Source organism: Stappia sp. TSB10P1A (assembly GCF_900185725.1).
GTDB lineage: Bacteria > Pseudomonadota > Alphaproteobacteria > Rhizobiales > Stappiaceae > Stappia.
In genome coordinates, this window is the sequence record NZ_FYAU01000029.1 from 367350 (window position 1) to 384138 (window position 16789).

Below are 16789 nucleotides of genomic sequence, written 5' to 3' on the forward strand. Positions count from 1 at the left end.
CTCACTCGTCCTCCAGTTTCTCGGTCTGCGACCGGGAGCCTGCGCTTTCACGCGCGGTCATGGTTGTGATCAGCGCCGCCAGATCGGCCTCGGCGGCGCGGACAGCCGCCTCGCGCGGCCCGTCCCAAGCGTAGAAGCCCCGCCCGGCCTTGCGCCCGGTCTTTCCGGCGGCAACGCGGCTGCGCAGAACCTCCGCCGGTGTGTCGGTCGCTGAGAGCTGCGGGTAGAGGTAATCTGCGATCGACAGATGGGTGTCCAGCCCGTTCAGGTCCCGCTGCAGGAAGGGGCCGAAAAACGCCATCCGCGCGCCGATCGACCAGCGCAGGATGCTGTCGATCGTCTCGGCATCGGCCACCCCCGTTTCCAGCAGATGCAGGCATTCGCGCATCATCGCATGCTGGATGCGGTTGGCGACGAAGCCCGGCACCTCCCGCCGCAGGATCGCCGGAAGCTTGCCCGAGCGCGCCAGGATCGCGGCAAGCTCCTGCAGCCGCGCCTCGTCCATCCCCGGCCCGGCGATCAGCTCCACCACCGGGATCACGTCGGCGGGATTGAAGAAATGCGCGATGGCAAGGCGCTGCGGCGCGCGCATCCCCGCCGCCAGCTCCGCGGTGGTCAGCCCCGACGTGTTCGAGGCGATCAGCGTCTGCGGGGTGAAGAATTCCTCGGCCGCCGCAAGGGCCGCATGTTTGATCGCCAGCTTTTCCGGCACCGCCTCGATCACCAGCCGGCAGCCGCGCCACCCGTCCGGCAGGCCCATGGGCGCGGCGGCGAAAACCGCGCGACCACCCTCCGGCAGCGCCTCCTTGAGGAAGGCATCGGCCTTTTCAAGGCTCTCCGGCGAGGGGTCGATCACGGCCACGGCAAAGCCCGCCCGCAGGAAATGCGCGGCCAGACGCTGCCCCATCACGCCCGCACCCATGATTGCCACCTGCATCGGCGTCCCCCTGTCAACTTATTCATTGACAAAATAAGTGAAGTTTATTGATAAGCAAGCGTCATAAGCACAGACCTCGAGGAGGGGGGAGCATGAACGCAGTCGCGAATTTCTTCACACGGATCATGAGCCGCTATCTGCCTGATCCGCTGGTGGTTGCCGTCATCCTGACGGCGCTGACGGTGATCTTCGCCATGGTCAGCCAGGGCACCGGCTTCCTGGAGGCCACCCGGTTCTGGGGTGACGGGTTCTGGAACCTTTTGGCCTTCACCATGCAGATGACCATCATTCTCCTGGCCGGCTTCATCCTCGCCCGCACGCCGCTGGCCAACTGGCTGATGGACCGGCTGATCGCTCCGGTCAGCACCCCGGCCGGGGCGGTGATCGCGGCGACGATGATCGGCGCGGTGGCGAGCTGGATGAACTGGGGCTTCGGTCTGGTGATCGGCACGCTGATCGCCCAGAAGCTCGGCCACAAGGTCAAGGGCCTGCACTATCCGCTGGTGATCGCCGCCGGCTATTCCGGTTTCGCGCTCTACGGCGTCGGCCTGTCCGGCTCGGTGCCGCTGCTGATCAACACCCCCGGCCATTTCCTCGAAAAGTCCATCGGCCTGGTGCCGCTGAGCTCCACCATCTTCTCGCCGATCCTGCTGACCACCAGCGTGCTGATCGTGCTGACGCTGCCGTTCTTCAACGCGATGCTGCACCCGAAGGACCCGGCCCAGATCAAGGAGGTCGATCCCGGCACCCAGGCGGCCTTCACCGTCGCCGAGGTGAAGCGCGACACGCCCTCTGACCGGTTGAACAACAGCCCGGTCATCGGCATCGGCCTTGGCCTGTTCGGCATGCTCTATGTCGGCCAGTACCTGTGGAACGGCGGCGGCGTCACGCTGAACTTCGTCAACACCGTGTTCCTGTTCCTCGGCATCCTGCTCTTCGTCACGCCGCACCGCTTTCTGGCGGCGCTGACCGACGGCGTGAAGATCCTCGGCGGCATCATCATCCAGTATCCGTTCTATGCCGGCATTCTGGCGATCCTGTCCGGGTCGGGCCTGGTGGTGACGCTGGCCAACTGGTTCGTGGCGATCTCCTCGGCGGAAACGCTGCCGATCTGGTCGTTCGTCTCGGCCGGCCTGATCAACATCTTCGTGCCGTCCGGCGGCGGCCAGTGGGTGATCCAGGGTCCGGTGATGATGGAGGCCGCGCGCCAGCTCGGCGCCTCGATCCCGGCGACCGCGCTCGCGGTGCAGATCGGCGATCAGTGGACCAACATGGTGCAGCCGTTCTGGCTGCTGCCGGCGCTGGCGATCTCGGGGCTGAAGCTCTCGGACATCATGGGCTACATGGTGCTGATCCTTCTCTACCTCGGCGTCATCTTCGGCGGCACCTGCCTGATCTGGGGGATGATCGGTTAGTCATGCCCTGGATGATCGAGACTTACGACAGGCCCGGATCGGGCGATCTGCGCCTGCGCCTGCGCCCCGCGCATCTGGAGTATCTGGAGGCCAACCGCCACCTGCTGCTCGCCTGCGGGGCCAAGCTCGACGACAACGGGGAGGCCGCCTCGGGCGGCCTCTACCTCCTCGCCGTAGAGAGCCGGGCCGAGGCCGAGGCCTTCATCGCCGCCGACCCGTTCCACACGGGCGATCTGTTCGAGCGGGTCTTCGTGACCCGCTGGCGCAAGGCCTATCTCGACGGCCGCAATACACTGAACGAGGAGTGAGAATGCTGTTTCAGGTCGAAATGACGGTGCGTCTGCCGGCCGACATGCCGGAGGCCGAGGCCGCCGCCATCAAGGCCCGCGAGAAGGCCTATTCCCAGGACCTGCAGCGTCAGGGCATCTGGCGCCACCTGTGGCGGGTTGCCGGATCCTACCGGAATGTCTCGATCTTCGACTGCCGCGACAATGCCCATCTGCACGAGGTGCTGACCGGCCTGCCGCTGTTTCCCTGGATGGAGATCGCGGTGACGGCCCTGTGCCGTCACCCCTCCTCGATCCACGAGGACGACAGGTGAGCCGGCGCGCCGTCGTCACCGGCGGGGCGCGGGGCATCGGGGCGGCCATCGTCGCGCGGCTGCGCGCCGATGGCTGTCATGTCACCGCGCTGGACATCGTCGAGCCGGAAGGGGCCGGGCCGGACCGCTTCGTTCAGGTCGATCTTGCCGATGCGCCGGCCGCCCGCGCCGCCTGCGCGGAAATCGCCGCGCAAGGGCCCGTCGCCTGCCTCGTCAACAATGTCGGCATCGTCGCCCCGGCGCCGCTGGAAGCGGTGGCGCTGGAGGATCTCGACCGGCTGTTCCATGTCAACCTGCGCCCCTCGCTGATCGCCGCCCAGGCCTTCGTGCCCGCGATGAAGGCGGCGGGCCATGGCCGCATCGTCATGAACACCAGCCGGGTGACGCTCGGCAAGGAACTGCGCTCGCTCTACAGCGCCACCAAGGGCGCGGCCCAGTCGATGGCGCGCACCTGGGCGCTGGAGCTTGCGCCCTTCGGCATCACCGTCAACTGCGTCGCCCCTGGCCCCATCGCCACCGAGGCGTTCTGGCGCAACAATCCGCCCGAGGCCGCCAAGACCCGCGCGATCGTCGACAAGGTGCCGATGCGCCGGATGGGCACCGGCGAGGACGTGGCGCAGGCGGTCTCGTTCTTCTGCGATGCGAGATCGGGCTTCGTCACCGGCCAGACTGTCTTCGTCTGCGGCGGCGTGACGGTGGGTCTCGCCGGCGCCTGAGCGCCGGCCGCGCCTTTTGCCGTTCCGTCAGGCCAGATGCTCCCGCAGCAGCGCCGCGAAACTCGCGGGCTGCTCGACGCAGGGCAGATGGCCGGCATCGGCGATCTCGACGAAGCGGGCGCCGGGGATCGCCTCGGCGGTCGCCCGCACCAGGGCCGGCGGGGTCGAGGCATCGGCGCTGCCGGCGACCACCAGTGTCTTCACCGCGATGCGCGCCAGATCGGCGGTGTAGTCCGCGTCGCGGATCGCCGCGCAGACATCGGCATAGCCCTGCGCCGGGGTCCGCTCCAGCATCGCCCGCCACAGCGCGAAATCCTCGCTTCCGGCATAGGCGGGCACGAACCAGCGTGACAGGATCGCGTCGGAGATCGAGGCGATGCCGCCGCCCAGCACGGCCTCGATCCGCGGGTTCCAGATCTCCGGCGTGCCGATCCTGGCGGCGGTATCGGCCAGCATCAAGTGGGTCATCGCCGCCGGCCGCCGCAGCGCCAGCCGCTGCATGATCAGCCCGCCGACGGAAAGGCCGATGCCGGCGAAGCGGGTGATGCCGAGATGGTCGAGCAGCGCCTCCACGTCGCTCGCCATCGTCTCGATCGTCAGGCCCGCGCGCGCAAGGCTGAGGCCATGGCCGCGCTTGTCGTGGCGCAGCAGGCCCCAACTCTGCGGCAGCAGGGCGACCACCCGGTCCCAGACCCGCAGGTCGGTGCCCAGCGAATTGGCGAAGACCAGCAGCGGTGCGTCGCCCTCGGCCGGCCGATAGCGGTAATGCAGCCCGTCATGGGCGGTGAAGGTCTCAAGGCGTGGGGTCAAGGTCGGGTCCTTCGGCAATGTCCTGGTCGATGCTGGAGAGGAAAAGCTCCAGCGGCGGGCTTTCGCGGTCGCGCCGGTAGATCAGCGCGATTTCGGCCCGTTTGGTGGTGCCCGCCAGCGGGCGATAGACGACGCCCGGCAGGTGCACCCGGCGCAGCGCGTCGGGCACGACGGCAACGCCCAGCCCGGCCTCGACCAGCGAGACGATCGAGGCGAATTGCGGCGCGCGATAGAGGATGTTCGGCGTGATCCCCGCCTCGGCCCAGGCCGCCTGGACGGCGGCGGCAAAGCCCATGTTCGGCGGCAGGTGCGTCGCGATGAAATCGGCCCCGTCGAAGGCCGCGAGGCTGACCTCCTCCCGCGCGGCCTGCGGATGGTCCTTCGGCAGGGCGATCCACAGATCCTCGAAATGCAGGCTGCGCGTCGCCAGATGCGGCGAGATGTCGGGATAAGGCAGGCGCACGATCCCGGCGTCCAGATTGCCCGCGATCACCTCGGGGAACTGGCGGTCGAGATCCATCTGCACCAGCCGCAGGTCGATCTGCGTCGCCTTCGGCCGGAAGTTCCGCAGCACCCGTGTCAGCACCCCGTTGTAGCCGGCCGTGCCGATATAGCCGAGCGACAACTCCCCCAGCAGGCCGCGCCCCGCCCGCAGCGCCACATCCTCGGCCCGCTGCGCATGACGGATCACCGCCCTTGCGTCGGGCAGGATCAACTGCCCGGCCGGCGCGATCGCGACCTTGCGCCGCGTGCGGTCGAACAGCCGGGTGCCGACGATATCTTCCATCTGCTTGAGTTGCTGCGTAAGCTGCGGCTGCGACATACCGAGGCGCTGCGACGCCCGGCCGAAGTGCAACTCCTCGGCCAGCACCGTGAGAAGCTCATAATGCTTCAGGGTCAGCACTTATACGCCTCTTGAATTATTCTCAGAATCTTATTGGAAAATATAATAAATTATCCGGTGCAGGACATCAAGCGTTTGCGCGCCCCGCACGCCTGCCGCAAGGCGCGCCCTCAGCGGTTGCGGCCGGGCCAGCGCTCGATGGCATAGCCCGCCTGTTTCGGCCACAGCGCCCGCGTTTCCGCGCCGAGCCGGCGCGCCGCATGCAGCGGCCAGTTCGGGTCGTCCAGCGCCGCCCGGCCGAGCGCGACGAGATCGGCGCGCTCCTCGGCCATCGCCGCCTCGGCCAGTTGCGCCTCGCCCATCAGCCCCACCGCCATCACCGGCAGGCCGGCCGCCTGGCGGATCTGTGTTGCCCAGGGCAGGTACATGCCCGGCCCGATCTCGAAGCGCGCGCCGGTGAAACCGCCGGCCGACACGTCGATGACGTCGACCCCGCGCTCGCGCAGCGCGCGGGCGAAGACGATGCTGTCCTCGACGGTGCGCCCGCCCTCCAGCCCGTCGCTGGCCGAAAGCCGCACGGCCAGCGGCATATCGCCCGGCATTGCCGCGCGCACCGCCTCCACCACCTGGAGCGGGAAGCGCATGCGGTTCGCGGCGCTGCCGCCATAAGCGTCCTCGCGCCGATTGGAAACCGGCGACAGGAACTGGTTCAGCAGGTAGCCATGCGCGGCGTGGATCTCGATCAGATGGAAGCCGGCCTTGACCGCCCGCCTGGTCGCGGCGGTCCAGGCCTCAACCTCCGCTCCGATGTCCGCCTCGGTCATGGCGCGCGGCACCGGCGCGTCCTCGGCATGGGGCAGGGCGGAGGGGGCGACCGGCTGCCAGTGCTCGGCATCGGCCTCGCGCTCGTCGGTGCCGATCAGCCAGGGCGGGATCGACGAGGCCTTGCGGCCGGCATGGGCGAGCTGGATGCCGGCGACCGCCCCTTGCGCCCGCAGCAGCGCGGTGATCCGCGCCATGCCGGCGATCTGCCCGTCCTCCCACAGGCCCGGACAGCCATAGGTGATCCGCCCTTGCGCGGTCACCGCCGTCGCCTCGACGATGACGGTGCCGAAGCCGCCCAGCGCGAAGCGCCCGAGATGGACGAGGTGATAGTCGCCGACCACGCCGCCGCGCGCCGAGTACTGGCACAGCGGCGAGACGACGAGGCGGTTTTTCAGCGTCAGCCCGCGCAAGGCGAGCGGCGAGAGCAGGGCGGTCATCGCGGATCCTTTCCGGAAGTCTCCGGCCCGGATGGGCCGGCCTGGGCTGTTGCGCCGCGCTCGTGCGGGGAGCATGGCCCGATGGGTCGGCCTTTCGTAGCACGCGGCGCCGGCAACGGGGAGCGGGTCGCGACAGCCTTCGAACCGCAACTCCGCCCGCCATCCCGCGCCCGCCGTCCCGCGCCGCCGCCCCGTGCCGCCGCGCCTGCCGTCCCGTGGCCGCCGCCCCGCGCCGCCGCCCCGCGCTCCCCGGACGTGGCCGCGGGGCGCTACAGGCGCCGCGGCGGTAGTCGTGAATGCAGAAACATTATTTTTGTATGCAAGATATTGACTCCTGAATGCAGGAGGCGCCTCATATCGACATGTCACATGACATGACCTGGGAGGGGACCAATGAGACAAGATCCGAAGCCGGCGGCAAACCGTCAGGCCATGCCGTTGGGGCAAGCGCGTGCGGAGCGGGGAGGAGACAAGGCCGGGCGCCGGACGGCGCCCCTGCGGGCGCTGCAACTGCTGACGAGCACCGCCCTGTGCCTTGCCGGCTGGACGGGCACGGCCATGGCCGAGGTCGAGCGGTTCGAAATCACCCGCACCCTGAGCCCGGCCTTCGAGGGACAGACCTTCGGGGCGACCGGCGCCTATGAGCGGATCGACGGCATCGCCCATCTTGCCATCGACCCAATGAGCGAACGCGGCCGGCGCATCGTCGACCTCGACAAGGCGACGCCCGACGCGGACGGCTTGGTGCGCTATTCGGCCGAGGTCAGCCTCCTGCGACCGGTGGAGGCGGCGACCCGGTCAGGCACGCTGCTCTACGAGGTGCCCAATCGCGGCCGCAACCTGATGTTCAACCTGTTCAACATGGCGGATACGACGGCGATCCCGGAGACCGCCGGGCAGGCCGGCGATGGCCACCTGATGGAGCAGGGCTACACGCTGGTGTGGAGCGGCTGGCAGGGCGACCTGACCGGCGAGCTCCTCAAGATGACGCTTCCGGTGCTGCCCGATGTCACCGGCATGAGCCGGGAGGAATTCGTCTTCGACAAGGCCGAGGCGGTGAGCACGGCGACCCTCACCTATCCGGCTGCCGACGAGGATCCGGCCAAGGCGAGCTTGAGCGTCCGCCTGCGCCCGGAAGATCCGCGCAGCACCGTCGCCGGCCTGTCGTTCCGCTACCTGTCGCCGACCTCGATCGAGATCACCCGGCCGGACGGGCTCGATGCCGGCGCCATCTACGAATTCGTCTATCCGGCGAAGGACGCGGTGCCGGCGGGCCTTGCCATGGCCGCGACCAGCGACGTCGTCTCCTGGCTGCGGGGCAATCCGGGCCATGCGGCCGAACCGGTCGCGACCGGCATCGAGCACACGATCGGCATCGGCATCTCGCAGTCCGGCCGCTTCCTGCGCGACCTGATCCATCACGGCTTCAACGCCGACGAGGGCGGCGCGCGGGTCTTCGACGGGGCGATCCCGCATATCGCCGGTTCGCGCAAGACCTTCACCAATGCCCGCTTCGCGCAGCCCGGCCGCTACTCGCGCCAGCACGAGGACCACGACGTCTACGGCGACCAGTTCCCCTTCAGCTATGCCGAGACGACCGATCCCTTGAGCGGGCAGAGCGGCTCGATCCTCAGCGCCTGCGGCGAGACCGACACCTGCCCGAAGGTGATGCACACCGACACCTCGACGGAGTTCTGGCAGGCGCGGGCGGCGCTGGTGTCGACCGCGCCGGACGGCACGCCGCTGGAGATGCCGGAGACGGTGCGGCTCTACTTCATGAGCGGCGCGCCGCACTTCAAGGCCTGGAGCGCGGCGAGCGGCACCACGCCCGTCTGCCGCAACCCGACCAATCCGCTCAGCGCGGCGCCGGTGATGCGCGGCCTGCTGCAGGCGATGCGGGCCTGGATCAGCGACGGCACGCCGCCGCCCGACAGCCGCTTCCCCTCGCTTGCCGACGGCACATTGGTGCCGCTGCACAAGTTGAACCTGCCGTCGCTCGCCGGCGAGGCGGTGCTGCCGGTCTACAACGTGCTGAAGCTGCGCGACCATTCGGTGACGCCGCCGCTGGCCGGGCCGGCCTATCCGGTGCTGGTGCCGCAGGTGGACGCCGACGGCATCCCGCAGGGCGGCATCAAGGATCCGCTGGTCGCCGTCCCGCTCGGCACCTATTGGGGCTGGAACCTGCGCGCCGAAGGTTATGCCGGGGGCGGGCTGTGCGGCCTGGAAGGCAGCTTCCTGCCGTTCGCTGCCGCTGCGCAGGCGGCCGACGGCGACGCACGCGCCCCGCTCGCCGCGCGCTATGCGGACGAGGCGGCCTATCTCGCCGCCTTGCAGGCGAGCGCTACGGCGCTGGTCGAGGCCGGATTGATGCTGGAGGCGGACATCGCCGCCGTGCTCGACAAGGGCCGGGCGACCTATGCCGCCGTGACCGGCGCGAACTGAACCTGTGAGAGGGCGGGGGCGATGCGGCTCCCGCCCGCCACCCTCGACTGCCCTCGACCGCTCCCGGGCGCCCGCGCGCCGCACGCTCCCTTTCCGCCGCAGCCGCGCCCGTCGACGTCCCGCTTGACGGGAGGTCCTGTTCGTCGTATTTAGCGATAAAGCTAATTAGCTAAGAGGCTAAATATGCATCAAACAATCGATCCCCTCAGCCTGACGCTTTCGGCGCTGGCCGATCCCACCCGTCGGGCGATTCTGGCGCGGCTGGTCCAGGGGGCGGCGACGGTCAACGAGCTTGCGGAGCCGTTCGACATCTCGCTGCCCTCTGTCTCTCGTCATCTCAAGGTGCTGGAAGGCGCCGGCCTGATCTCGCGAGGCCGGGAGGCGCAGTGGCGCCCCTGCCGGCTGGAAACGGCCCCGCTTCGCGAGGTCGACGGCTGGCTGGAGACCTATCGCCGGTTCTGGACAGACAGCTTCGACCGGATGGAGGCCTATCTGGCCGAAATCACCGGCAAACCGGCGACGGAGGAGACACAGTGACCCTGCTGCGCGACGACGAATTGCTGATCGAGCGGGTCTTCGACGCCCCGCTTGCGCTGGTCTTTCGCCTTTGGGAAAGCCGCGAGCACATGCTGCGCTGGTGGGGGCCCGAGGCTTTCACCACGCTGGACCTGGACTGGCAGCTTGTGTCCGGCCGGCCTTGGCGCGGGACGATGGTCTCGCGGCGCCATGGCATCGCCGGCTTCGGCGGCGTCATCCGCGAGGTCGACAAGAACCGCCGCATCGTCTTCACCTTCCAGTGGGACGAGGGCTCCGGCCGCGACCTGGACACGCTGGTGACCGTCACCTTCGAGGAGCGGGACGGCAGGACCCTCCAGCGCTTTCACCAGACACCGTTCTCGAGCCTTGCCATCCGCGACAGCCATGTCGGCGGCTGGACCTCGCTGTTCAACCGGCAGCAGCTCTATGTCGAGAATCTCGCCTTCGCTGAATCGAAAGGACTGCGCACATGATCACGCTGACCACCTATGCATGGGTTCCCGATTTCGCCGCGCCGCTGATGCGGGCGTTGAGGGTGCGCTGGGCGCTGGAGGAGGCGGGCCTGCCCTATGAGGTTCGCACCATCGCGCTGGGGCCGGAGCAGAGTTCGGCGGAGCACCTGGCGCGCCAGCCCTTCGGCCAGGCGCCGGCCATCGAGGACGACGGGCTGACCCTGTTCGAAAGCGGGGCGATCGCCCTCTATGTCGCCGAGCGCAGCGAGACGCTGCTGCCCAGCGACCCGGCAGGACGGGCGCGGGCGATCGGCTGGGTCTTTGCCGCGCTGAATTCGGTGGAGATCGCGGTTCAGCCGCTTGCCGAGATCGACCTGTTCCATGCGGAGGCGGACTGGGCGGCGGCGCGGCGCCCGCAGGTCGAGGCCTTCCTGCGTCGGCGGCTGGGCCAGTTGCAGGCGGCGCTCGGCGAACGGCCCTACCTGGAGGGCCGCTTCACCGTCGGCGACCTGATGATGGCCGACGTGCTGCGCATCCTTGGGTATACCGACATGCTCGCCGACTTCCCCAAGCTTGCCGCCTATCTGCGGCGCTGCGAGGCACGCCCGGCCTTCCAGCGGGCGCTCGCCGCCCAGTTGGACGGGTTCAAGGCAGCCGCTTAAGGGGCGAGAGTCGCGAGGGGCGGGACCGGCATGCCACGCGGCGGCTGACTTTTGCCGCGAAACCGGGTGATATGGAGCCGGTCGACGGCCCGGCAGCGAAAGGACGCCCGATGCGATTGGCAATGCGTGCAACTGTGCGTGCAACTGTGCGAGCGAAAGTGCGCGCGAAAGTGCGGATGACATTTCTCCTGCTGCTCGCGATGTTTGCGGCGCCCCTTGCCGGGCCGGTGCGGGCGCAGGCACCCGGCATCGCGCCTTCGGACATTCTCGATGCCGCCATCGGCGACTGGAACAAGGACGGGCGCGAGGACCTTGCCCTTTTGGCGGTGACCGACCGCGACGACATGCAGGTCGGGCTCTATGTCTATCTGCGCGGGGCGGAGACCGACGGCAGCCTGCTGACCTTGGTGCTCACCGTGCCGGACAAGATCTGGGGCGCGCGCGGCGGCGAGGGCGGCGCCTTCGGCCAGGAGCCGTCGATCAAGGCGCTCGCCAACGGCTCCATCGCCATCACCACCCAGAATTTCGGCATCGGCCGCGAACGCTGGGAGCACACGCTGTCGCTCGCCTATCGCGACGGCCGCTTCCTCGTCGCCGGCCTCACATTCAGTTCCTTCGATTCCCTGCAGGAGGAGGAGCCGCTGGCCTGCGACCTCAACCTTTTGACCGGGCGCGGCATCGTCAACGACAAGCCGGTGCGCTTCGCGCCGCTGTCCCTGACCTTCGACCGCTGGGAGACGACGAGCGGCGAGGACCCCGGCATCCGGATCTGCCGGGGGCGCCAGTAGGGGGCGAACAAGGGGCGGGCCGCGCGATCAGCGCTTGCGCAGGAGATCGCGCGCCAGCGACACCAGCGCGAAGAGGACGAAGCCGGGCAGGATCGAAAGGATCGCCAGGCTCGCCGCGCCCATTTCGCAGCCGCCGGCATCGCCGGGGCCGCAGCCGCCGGCGGCATGGGCAAGGCCCAGCACGCCGAAAAACACCACGACCGGCGTCACCAGCAGGCCGAGAAGCCCGGACAGCAGCGCTCTCAAGATCATTGCGATTCCCCCTCGCGGCGCGCGCCCGCGCTGCCACACCATCCGGCAGTCAAGCCCGGACGGGCGCGGGAGGCAAGTCCCGTCCGCTCGGGCGCGGGACGCGCTCCCTCAGGCGCCGTCCACAGGCTCCAGCCGCACCAAGAGGCGGCCGGCCTCCACCGTGTCGCGTTCGGTTGCCGCGATCTCCGCCACCCTGCCGTCGGCCGCCGCCTTCAGCTCCATCAGGAGCTTCATCGATTCCATCACCACCAGCGTGTCGCCCTTGGCGACCGTGTCGCCTGCCCTCACGCGGATCTCGACGACGAGACCCGGCATCGGCGCGGCGATCCGCTCCGGCGAGGCGCTGTCGCCGGCGCTTCTGTCCTGGCCGAGATCGCCGAGGGGCAGCACCGCGCAGGCGATCTCCGTGCCCGGCCCGCACAGCCACACCCGCCCGTCATCGATCACGGCGGCGAAGCTCTCCGCCACACCATCGCGGGTGATGCGCAGCCGCTCCGGCCCGGTCCACTGCGCGGCGATCTCCTGCGTCCCGCCGTCCTTGTCGATGGTCTGCCAGCATCCGGCCCCGCGCGTCTCCAGCACCACGCGGCTCTCGGGCGCGGCCGCATCCACATAGGTCGCCCGCGCCGGGCAGCCGGCCCGCGCGAGCAGGCGAAACCCGGACAGCGCCTGCCAGGGCGTTGGTGCGGCGCGCGGTTTGCTGGCCAGCGCTGCGGCGGCAAGGGTCAGTCCGTCTGCCTTCGGTGCCTGCCAGCCATCTTTCCAGCCTTCTGGCCAGATGCGGGCAATGAAATCCGTGGTGACCTTGCCCTGCGCGAAATCGGAGCTGGCCAGCGCATCGCGCAGGAACAGCCGCGTGGTGGCCAGTCCCGCCACTTCCAGCCGGTCGAGACCGGAGAGCAGCTTGCGCCGCGCCGCCTCCCGGTCGGGCCCGTGGGCGATCAGCTTGGCGATCATGGAATCGTAAGCCGCGCCGACCTCCGCCCCCGGTTTGACGCCGGCATCGCAGCGCAGTTCCGCCGGCGGCGACCACAGCAGCACCTTGCCGGTGTCCGGGCGAAAGCCGGCGCTGGCATCTTCCGCCGTCAGCCGCGCCTGGATCGCATGGCCGTTGCAGGTCACATCGTCCTGCGTCAGCGCCAGTTTCTCGCCGGCCGCCGCGCGCAGTTGCAACTCCACCAGATCGAGCCCGGTGATCTCCTCGGTCACCGTATGCTCCACCTGCAGCCGCGTGTTCATCTCCAGGAAGTGAACCTCCTGCGTTGCCGCATCCATCACGAACTCGACCGTGCCGGCGCTGTCATAGCCGATGGCTCGGCCGAGCCTGAGCGCTGCCTCGAACAGCCGCGCGCGGGTCTCGGGGCGCAAGCCCGGCGCCGGCGCCTCCTCGATCAGCTTCTGGTGGTTGCGCTGGACCGAGCAGTCGCGCTCGAACAGGTGCAGCAAGGTGCCGTGCTTGTCGCCGATCAGTTGCACCTCGACATGGCGCGGATTGCGCACCAGCTTCTCGATGAGCAGACGCCCGTCGCCGAAGGCCCGCTCGGCCTCCGTGCGGGCCGCATCGATGGCGGCTATGAGCCCCGCCTCGTCGTGGACGGCGCGCATGCCCTTGCCCCCGCCGCCCGCCGAGGCCTTGACCATCACCGGCAGGCCGATCTCTCGCGCGGCCCGGGCAAGGTTCTCCGTCGACTGGTCCTCACCGCTAGTGCCGGGAATGCAGGGCACGCCGGCCTCTTCGGCGAGGCGCTTCGCCTCGATCTTGGCGCCCATCGCCGCGATCGCCCGTGCGTTCGGCCCGACAAAGGCAATGCCGTTGTCCTCGCAGGCCCGCGCCAGTTCCGGCCGCTCGGACAGGAAACCGTAGCCGGGATGGATCGCGCCGGCCCCGCTCGCCTTGGCCGCGGCGATGATCCGGTCGAGGCGCAGGTAGCTGTCGCTTGCCGCCGCCCCGCCGATGGCGATGGCCCGGTCGGCCATCCTCACATGCAGCGCGTCCCGGTCGGCATCGGAATGCACGGCGATGGTGGCGAGCCCCATGCGGCGCGCGGTGCGGATGATGCGGCAGGCGATCTCGCCGCGATTGGCAATCAGCAGGCTGTCGAACATTTCGCGCCTCACATCCTGTAGACCGGCCGCGGGCCGGTGTCCGTGTCGCCGCCCGCCCCCAGCGCCAGGCACAGGCCCAGCACGTCGCGGGTCTGGTCGGGCTCGATCAACCCGTCGTCCCACAGCCGCGCGGTGGCGTAATAGGGATCGCTCTGCTCCTCGAACTGCGCGCGGGTGCGCCGGTCGAGCTCGGCGATCTCCGCTTCGTTCGCCTGCGATTTCAGGCTGGCCCGGCGCAGCTCGCTCACCACGGTCGCGGCGACATCCGGGCTCATCGTCGCGATGCGGGCATTGGGCCAGGAGAACAGGAAGCGCGGCCGGAAGCCGCGCCCGCACATGCCGTAATTGCCGGCGCCGTAGGAGCCGCCGACGATCACCGTGTATTTCGGCACGCGCGCATTCGAGACGGCATAGACGAGCTTGGCCGAATGTTTGGCGATGCCGCCGCGCTCGGCGTCGGTGCCGACCATGAAGCCGGTGATGTTCTGCAGGAACAGCAGCGGGATCTGGCGCTGGTCGCACAGCTCGATGAAATGCGCACCTTTCAGCGCGCTTTCGGAAAACAGCGCCCCGTCATTGGCGAGGATCCCGACCGGATAGCCATGGATATGGGCAAAGCCGGCGATCAGCGTCGCGCCATAATCGGGCTTGAATTCGGCAAGCTGCGATCCGTCGACCATCGAGCGGATCAGCGCGCGCATGTCGGCCGGGCGCTTCAGGTCCACCGGCGCATGCTCGCTGGGGCGCCCAGTGGCGGCAAGCGGCGCCACGCTCTCGCGCGGCGGCGGCGTCACCTTGCGCCCCTCGCCCAGATTGGCGACGATCTCGCGCAGCTTGCCGATGGCGCTTTCCTCGTCGGGCGCCACATGGTCGCTGACGCCGGAGACGGTGGTGTGCATGTCGGCACCGCCCAGCGTCTCGCCGTCGACGATCTCGTTGATCGCCGCCTTGACGATGGGCGGGCCGCCGAGATGGATGCGGCCGGTGCCGCGCACCATGATCACCTGGTCGCTGAGCGCCGGAATATAGGCCCCGCCCGCGGTGCAGCCGCCGAAGACGACGGAAATCTGCGGCAGGCCGGCCGCCGACATCCGGCACTGGCGCCAGAACGCCCCGCCGAAATGGTCCTTGTCGGGAAACACCCGGTCCTGCTCGGGCAGGAAGGCGCCGCCGCAATCGACGAGGTAAATGCAGGGAAGGCCGTGCTCTTCCGCCACTTCCTGGGCGCGCGAATGCTTGCGCACCGTCTCGGCGAAGAACGAGCCGCCCTTCACCGTGGCATCATTGGCGATCAGCATGCAGGGCCGGTCGTGGATCAGGCCGATGCCGGTGACGAGCCCCGCCCCCGGCACCTCGCCGCCATAGAGCCCGTGCGCGGCCAGCGGCGACAGTTCCAGGAAGGCGGTGCCGGGATCGAGCGTCAGCTCGATGCGCTCGCGCACGAAGATCTTGCCGCGCTCCGCGTGGCGGGCGCGGAATTTCTCGCCGCCGCCTTGCGCTGCCGCCGCCTGCACCTGTCTCAGTGCGGCCACCAGGTCGTCCATGCCTGTCACGAGCTGCTCCTCCCGTTCGCATCGCCTCGCCATCGTTCAAGACCCGGCCGGTTTCCCGACCGTTTCCCCGGCCGTCTCCTGGCCGGCTCCCCGTCCGTGTCCCCGGCCGTGTCCCCGGCCGTGTCCCCGGCCCGGTTGGGCGATTGACAATCTACCTAACGGCCGTTAGAAAAACTGTCAACTGGACGGGAGCGCGGGTGCCGCACACCACGGCCAGGCAATCGTGAGGGGGATCGAATGACAGCTTCCGGTTTCGATGTGACCAGCGCCAGCGACGTCTTCTTCGAGGAAGAGCACAAGATGCTGCGCGATCAGGTGCGCCGCTTCGTCGAGGAGGAGATCAAGCCTTACGGCGACCAGTGGGAGGCGGACGGCGCCACCCCGCGCGAGCTGCTGCGCAAGATGGGCGCGCTCGGCTTCTTCGGCATCCGCTATCCGGAAGCCTATGGCGGCAGCGCCATGGACGAGCGCGCCACCGTCGTGCTGTCGGAAGAGCTCGGCCGCTCGACCTATGCGGGCGTCGCCATCACCGCGCTGGTCCACACCGACATGGCCTCGGTCCATCTCTTCAACGCCGGCACCGACGCCCAGAAGGCGAAATACATGCCCGGCATCGTCAGCGGCGAGATCATCACCGCCGTCGGCGTCACCGAGCCGGACGCCGGCTCCGACGTCAAGGCCATCCGCACCACCGCCCGCCGCGAGGGCGACCACTATGTGCTCAACGGCAGCAAGACCTTCATCACCAACGGCGTGCTCGCCGATGTCTACTGCATCGCCGCCAAGACCGTTAGCGACGGGCCGGCCAGCAAGGCGGTGACCATGTTCATCATCGAGAAGGGCATGGCGGGCTTCACCGTCTCGCGCGCCCTCGACAAGCACGGCTGGCGCAGCTCCGACACGGCCGAACTCTCCTTCGTCGATGTCCGCGTGCCGGCCGAAAACGTCCTCGGCGAGGAGGGGCGCGGCTTCTACGAGATCATGAAGAACTTCCAGAACGAGCGCCTCGTGCTCGGCGCCATGGCGATGGGCGAGGCGCAGGCGGCCATCGAGCTGACGCTCGCCTATGTCCGCGAGCGCAAGGCCTTCGGCGCCCCGCTCTGGGAAAAGCAGGCGATCCGCCAGCGCCTCGCCATGCTGGCGGCACGCGTCGAGGCGGCGCGGCAGATGGTCTATGCCACCGCCGCCCGTGCCGCGCGCGGCGAGCAGCTCGTGCGCGAGGTGTCGATGATCAAGGCGCTGTGCGGCGAGCTGGTCAACGAGGTGATGTATGCCTGCGTCCAGTTCCATGGCGGCATGGGCTTCATGCGCGAGAGCACCATCGAGCGCATGTCGCGCGACGCCCGCGTCCAGGCGATCGGCGGCGGCGCGACCGAGGTGATGTTGGAGGAAGTCGCCAAGCGACTGTGACC

General features: G+C 69.2%; 17 protein-coding genes. 10 read left to right on the forward strand and 7 right to left on the reverse strand.

Annotated features, from left to right (window positions below; translation table 11 throughout):
* Nucleotide 1: 1 nt before the first annotated feature.
* Nucleotides 2-937 carry a 3-hydroxyacyl-CoA dehydrogenase NAD-binding domain-containing protein gene (locus TSB10P1A_RS15580; protein ID WP_186388840.1) on the reverse strand — a complete coding sequence of 312 codons (936 nt, stop codon included), beginning with the start codon at nucleotides 935-937 and terminating at the stop codon, nucleotides 2-4.
* Between the two features lie 92 nt (nucleotides 938-1029).
* Here TSB10P1A_RS15580 and TSB10P1A_RS15585 point away from each other — a divergent pair, with 92 nt between their 5' ends.
* The 4 genes from TSB10P1A_RS15585 to TSB10P1A_RS15600 are packed head-to-tail and all read left to right on the forward strand — an operon-like array spanning nucleotide 1030 to nucleotide 3669.
* A complete protein-coding gene (locus tag TSB10P1A_RS15585) occupies nucleotides 1030-2352 on the forward strand; it encodes a short-chain fatty acid transporter (protein ID WP_186388841.1) in 1323 nt (440 codons plus the stop codon).
* A gap of 2 nt (nucleotides 2353-2354) precedes the next feature.
* Nucleotides 2355-2660 (forward strand): YciI family protein, encoded by a 306-nt coding sequence (locus TSB10P1A_RS15590; protein ID WP_186388842.1) that lies wholly within the window; start codon nucleotides 2355-2357, stop codon nucleotides 2658-2660.
* A 2-nt stretch (nucleotides 2661-2662) separates the two neighbouring features.
* Nucleotides 2663-2953 (forward strand): muconolactone Delta-isomerase, encoded by a 291-nt coding sequence (catC, locus tag TSB10P1A_RS15595; protein ID WP_186388843.1) that lies wholly within the window; start codon nucleotides 2663-2665, stop codon nucleotides 2951-2953.
* Nucleotides 2950-3669: an SDR family NAD(P)-dependent oxidoreductase gene (locus TSB10P1A_RS15600; RefSeq protein WP_186388844.1), complete on the forward strand. Its 720-nt coding sequence runs from the start codon at nucleotides 2950-2952 to the stop codon at nucleotides 3667-3669. The genes catC and TSB10P1A_RS15600 overlap by 4 nt, the downstream gene beginning before the upstream one ends.
* Nucleotides 3670-3696: 27 nt before the next feature.
* Here the strand turns inward: TSB10P1A_RS15600 and pcaD are convergent, their stop codons facing one another.
* The 3 genes from pcaD to TSB10P1A_RS15615 all read right to left on the reverse strand — a co-directional run bounded on the left by pcaD (nucleotide 3697) and on the right by TSB10P1A_RS15615 (nucleotide 6585).
* Nucleotides 3697-4479 (reverse strand): 3-oxoadipate enol-lactonase, encoded by a 783-nt coding sequence (pcaD, locus tag TSB10P1A_RS15605; protein WP_244293138.1) that lies wholly within the window; start codon nucleotides 4477-4479, stop codon nucleotides 3697-3699.
* Entirely contained in the window at nucleotides 4463-5383 is a 921-nt protein-coding gene (locus TSB10P1A_RS15610; RefSeq protein ID WP_186388845.1) for a LysR family transcriptional regulator, read from the reverse strand. Before TSB10P1A_RS15610 ends, pcaD begins: the two co-directional genes overlap by 17 nt.
* Nucleotides 5384-5493: 110 nt before the next feature.
* On the reverse strand, nucleotides 5494-6585 hold the full coding sequence (locus TSB10P1A_RS15615) for an NADH:flavin oxidoreductase/NADH oxidase (RefSeq protein WP_186388846.1): 1092 nt from the start codon (nucleotides 6583-6585) through the stop codon (nucleotides 5494-5496).
* A gap of 393 nt (nucleotides 6586-6978) precedes the next feature.
* Here TSB10P1A_RS15615 and TSB10P1A_RS15620 point away from each other — a divergent pair, with 393 nt between their 5' ends.
* The 5 genes from TSB10P1A_RS15620 (at nucleotide 6979) to TSB10P1A_RS15640 (ending at nucleotide 11466) form a co-directional block, all read left to right on the forward strand.
* Nucleotides 6979-9027 (forward strand): alpha/beta hydrolase domain-containing protein, encoded by a 2049-nt coding sequence (locus TSB10P1A_RS15620; RefSeq protein WP_208987108.1) that lies wholly within the window; start codon nucleotides 6979-6981, stop codon nucleotides 9025-9027.
* 195 nt (nucleotides 9028-9222) lie between these two features.
* The gene (locus tag TSB10P1A_RS15625) at nucleotides 9223-9564 is read left to right on the forward strand and encodes a helix-turn-helix transcriptional regulator (protein ID WP_208987120.1); all 342 of its coding nucleotides are present in this window, start codon (nucleotides 9223-9225) and stop codon (nucleotides 9562-9564) included.
* The gene (locus TSB10P1A_RS15630; protein WP_186388848.1) at nucleotides 9561-10037 is read left to right on the forward strand and encodes an SRPBCC domain-containing protein; all 477 of its coding nucleotides are present in this window, start codon (nucleotides 9561-9563) and stop codon (nucleotides 10035-10037) included. Before TSB10P1A_RS15625 ends, TSB10P1A_RS15630 begins: the two co-directional genes overlap by 4 nt.
* Nucleotides 10034-10678 carry a glutathione S-transferase family protein gene (locus TSB10P1A_RS15635; protein WP_186388849.1) on the forward strand — a complete coding sequence of 215 codons (645 nt, stop codon included), beginning with the start codon at nucleotides 10034-10036 and terminating at the stop codon, nucleotides 10676-10678. Before TSB10P1A_RS15630 ends, TSB10P1A_RS15635 begins: the two co-directional genes overlap by 4 nt.
* A 176-nt stretch (nucleotides 10679-10854) precedes the next feature.
* Entirely contained in the window at nucleotides 10855-11466 is a 612-nt protein-coding gene (locus tag TSB10P1A_RS15640) for a hypothetical protein (RefSeq protein WP_186388850.1), read from the forward strand.
* Nucleotides 11467-11493: 27 nt separating this feature from the next.
* Here the strand turns inward: TSB10P1A_RS15640 and TSB10P1A_RS15645 are convergent, their stop codons facing one another.
* The 3 genes from TSB10P1A_RS15645 to TSB10P1A_RS15655 form a co-directional block, all read right to left on the reverse strand.
* A complete protein-coding gene (locus tag TSB10P1A_RS15645) occupies nucleotides 11494-11718 on the reverse strand; it encodes a hypothetical protein (RefSeq protein ID WP_186388851.1) in 225 nt (74 codons plus the stop codon).
* A gap of 108 nt (nucleotides 11719-11826) precedes the next feature.
* On the reverse strand, nucleotides 11827-13824 hold the full coding sequence (locus TSB10P1A_RS15650; protein WP_186388852.1) for a biotin carboxylase N-terminal domain-containing protein: 1998 nt from the start codon (nucleotides 13822-13824) through the stop codon (nucleotides 11827-11829).
* Nucleotides 13825-13832: 8 nt separating this feature from the next.
* Nucleotides 13833-15410, reverse strand: a complete 1578-nt coding sequence (locus tag TSB10P1A_RS15655) for a carboxyl transferase domain-containing protein (RefSeq protein WP_186388853.1) — start codon at nucleotides 15408-15410, stop codon at nucleotides 13833-13835.
* A 204-nt stretch (nucleotides 15411-15614) separates the two neighbouring features.
* Here TSB10P1A_RS15655 and TSB10P1A_RS15660 point away from each other — a divergent pair, with 204 nt between their 5' ends.
* Entirely contained in the window at nucleotides 15615-16787 is a 1173-nt protein-coding gene (locus TSB10P1A_RS15660; RefSeq protein WP_186388854.1) for an acyl-CoA dehydrogenase family protein, read from the forward strand.
* The last annotated feature ends 2 nt before the right edge of the window (nucleotides 16788-16789 follow it).

Excerpts from the sequence above, each read along its gene's own strand:
- TSB10P1A_RS15585 (WP_186388841.1), top strand. The coding sequence starts at position 1,030 with ATGAACGCAGTCGCGAATTTCTTCACACGGATCATGAGCCGCTATCTG.
- TSB10P1A_RS15660 (WP_186388854.1), top strand. The coding sequence starts at position 15,615 with ATGACAGCTTCCGGTTTCGATGTGACCAGCGCCAGCGACGTCTTCTTC.
- TSB10P1A_RS15620 (WP_208987108.1), top strand. The coding sequence starts at position 6,979 with ATGAGACAAGATCCGAAGCCGGCGGCAAACCGTCAGGCCATGCCGTTG.
- TSB10P1A_RS15615 (WP_186388846.1), bottom strand. The coding sequence starts at position 6,585 with ATGACCGCCCTGCTCTCGCCGCTCGCCTTGCGCGGGCTGACGCTGAAA.
- TSB10P1A_RS15590 (WP_186388842.1), top strand. The coding sequence starts at position 2,355 with ATGCCCTGGATGATCGAGACTTACGACAGGCCCGGATCGGGCGATCTG.
- catC (WP_186388843.1), top strand. The coding sequence starts at position 2,663 with ATGCTGTTTCAGGTCGAAATGACGGTGCGTCTGCCGGCCGACATGCCG.
- TSB10P1A_RS15640 (WP_186388850.1), top strand. The coding sequence starts at position 10,855 with ATGACATTTCTCCTGCTGCTCGCGATGTTTGCGGCGCCCCTTGCCGGG.
- TSB10P1A_RS15645 (WP_186388851.1), bottom strand. The coding sequence starts at position 11,718 with ATGATCTTGAGAGCGCTGCTGTCCGGGCTTCTCGGCCTGCTGGTGACG.
- TSB10P1A_RS15655 (WP_186388853.1), bottom strand. The coding sequence starts at position 15,410 with ATGGCGAGGCGATGCGAACGGGAGGAGCAGCTCGTGACAGGCATGGAC.
- TSB10P1A_RS15635 (WP_186388849.1), top strand. The coding sequence starts at position 10,034 with ATGATCACGCTGACCACCTATGCATGGGTTCCCGATTTCGCCGCGCCG.
- TSB10P1A_RS15650 (WP_186388852.1), bottom strand. The coding sequence starts at position 13,824 with ATGTTCGACAGCCTGCTGATTGCCAATCGCGGCGAGATCGCCTGCCGC.
- TSB10P1A_RS15580 (WP_186388840.1), bottom strand. The coding sequence starts at position 937 with ATGCAGGTGGCAATCATGGGTGCGGGCGTGATGGGGCAGCGTCTGGCC.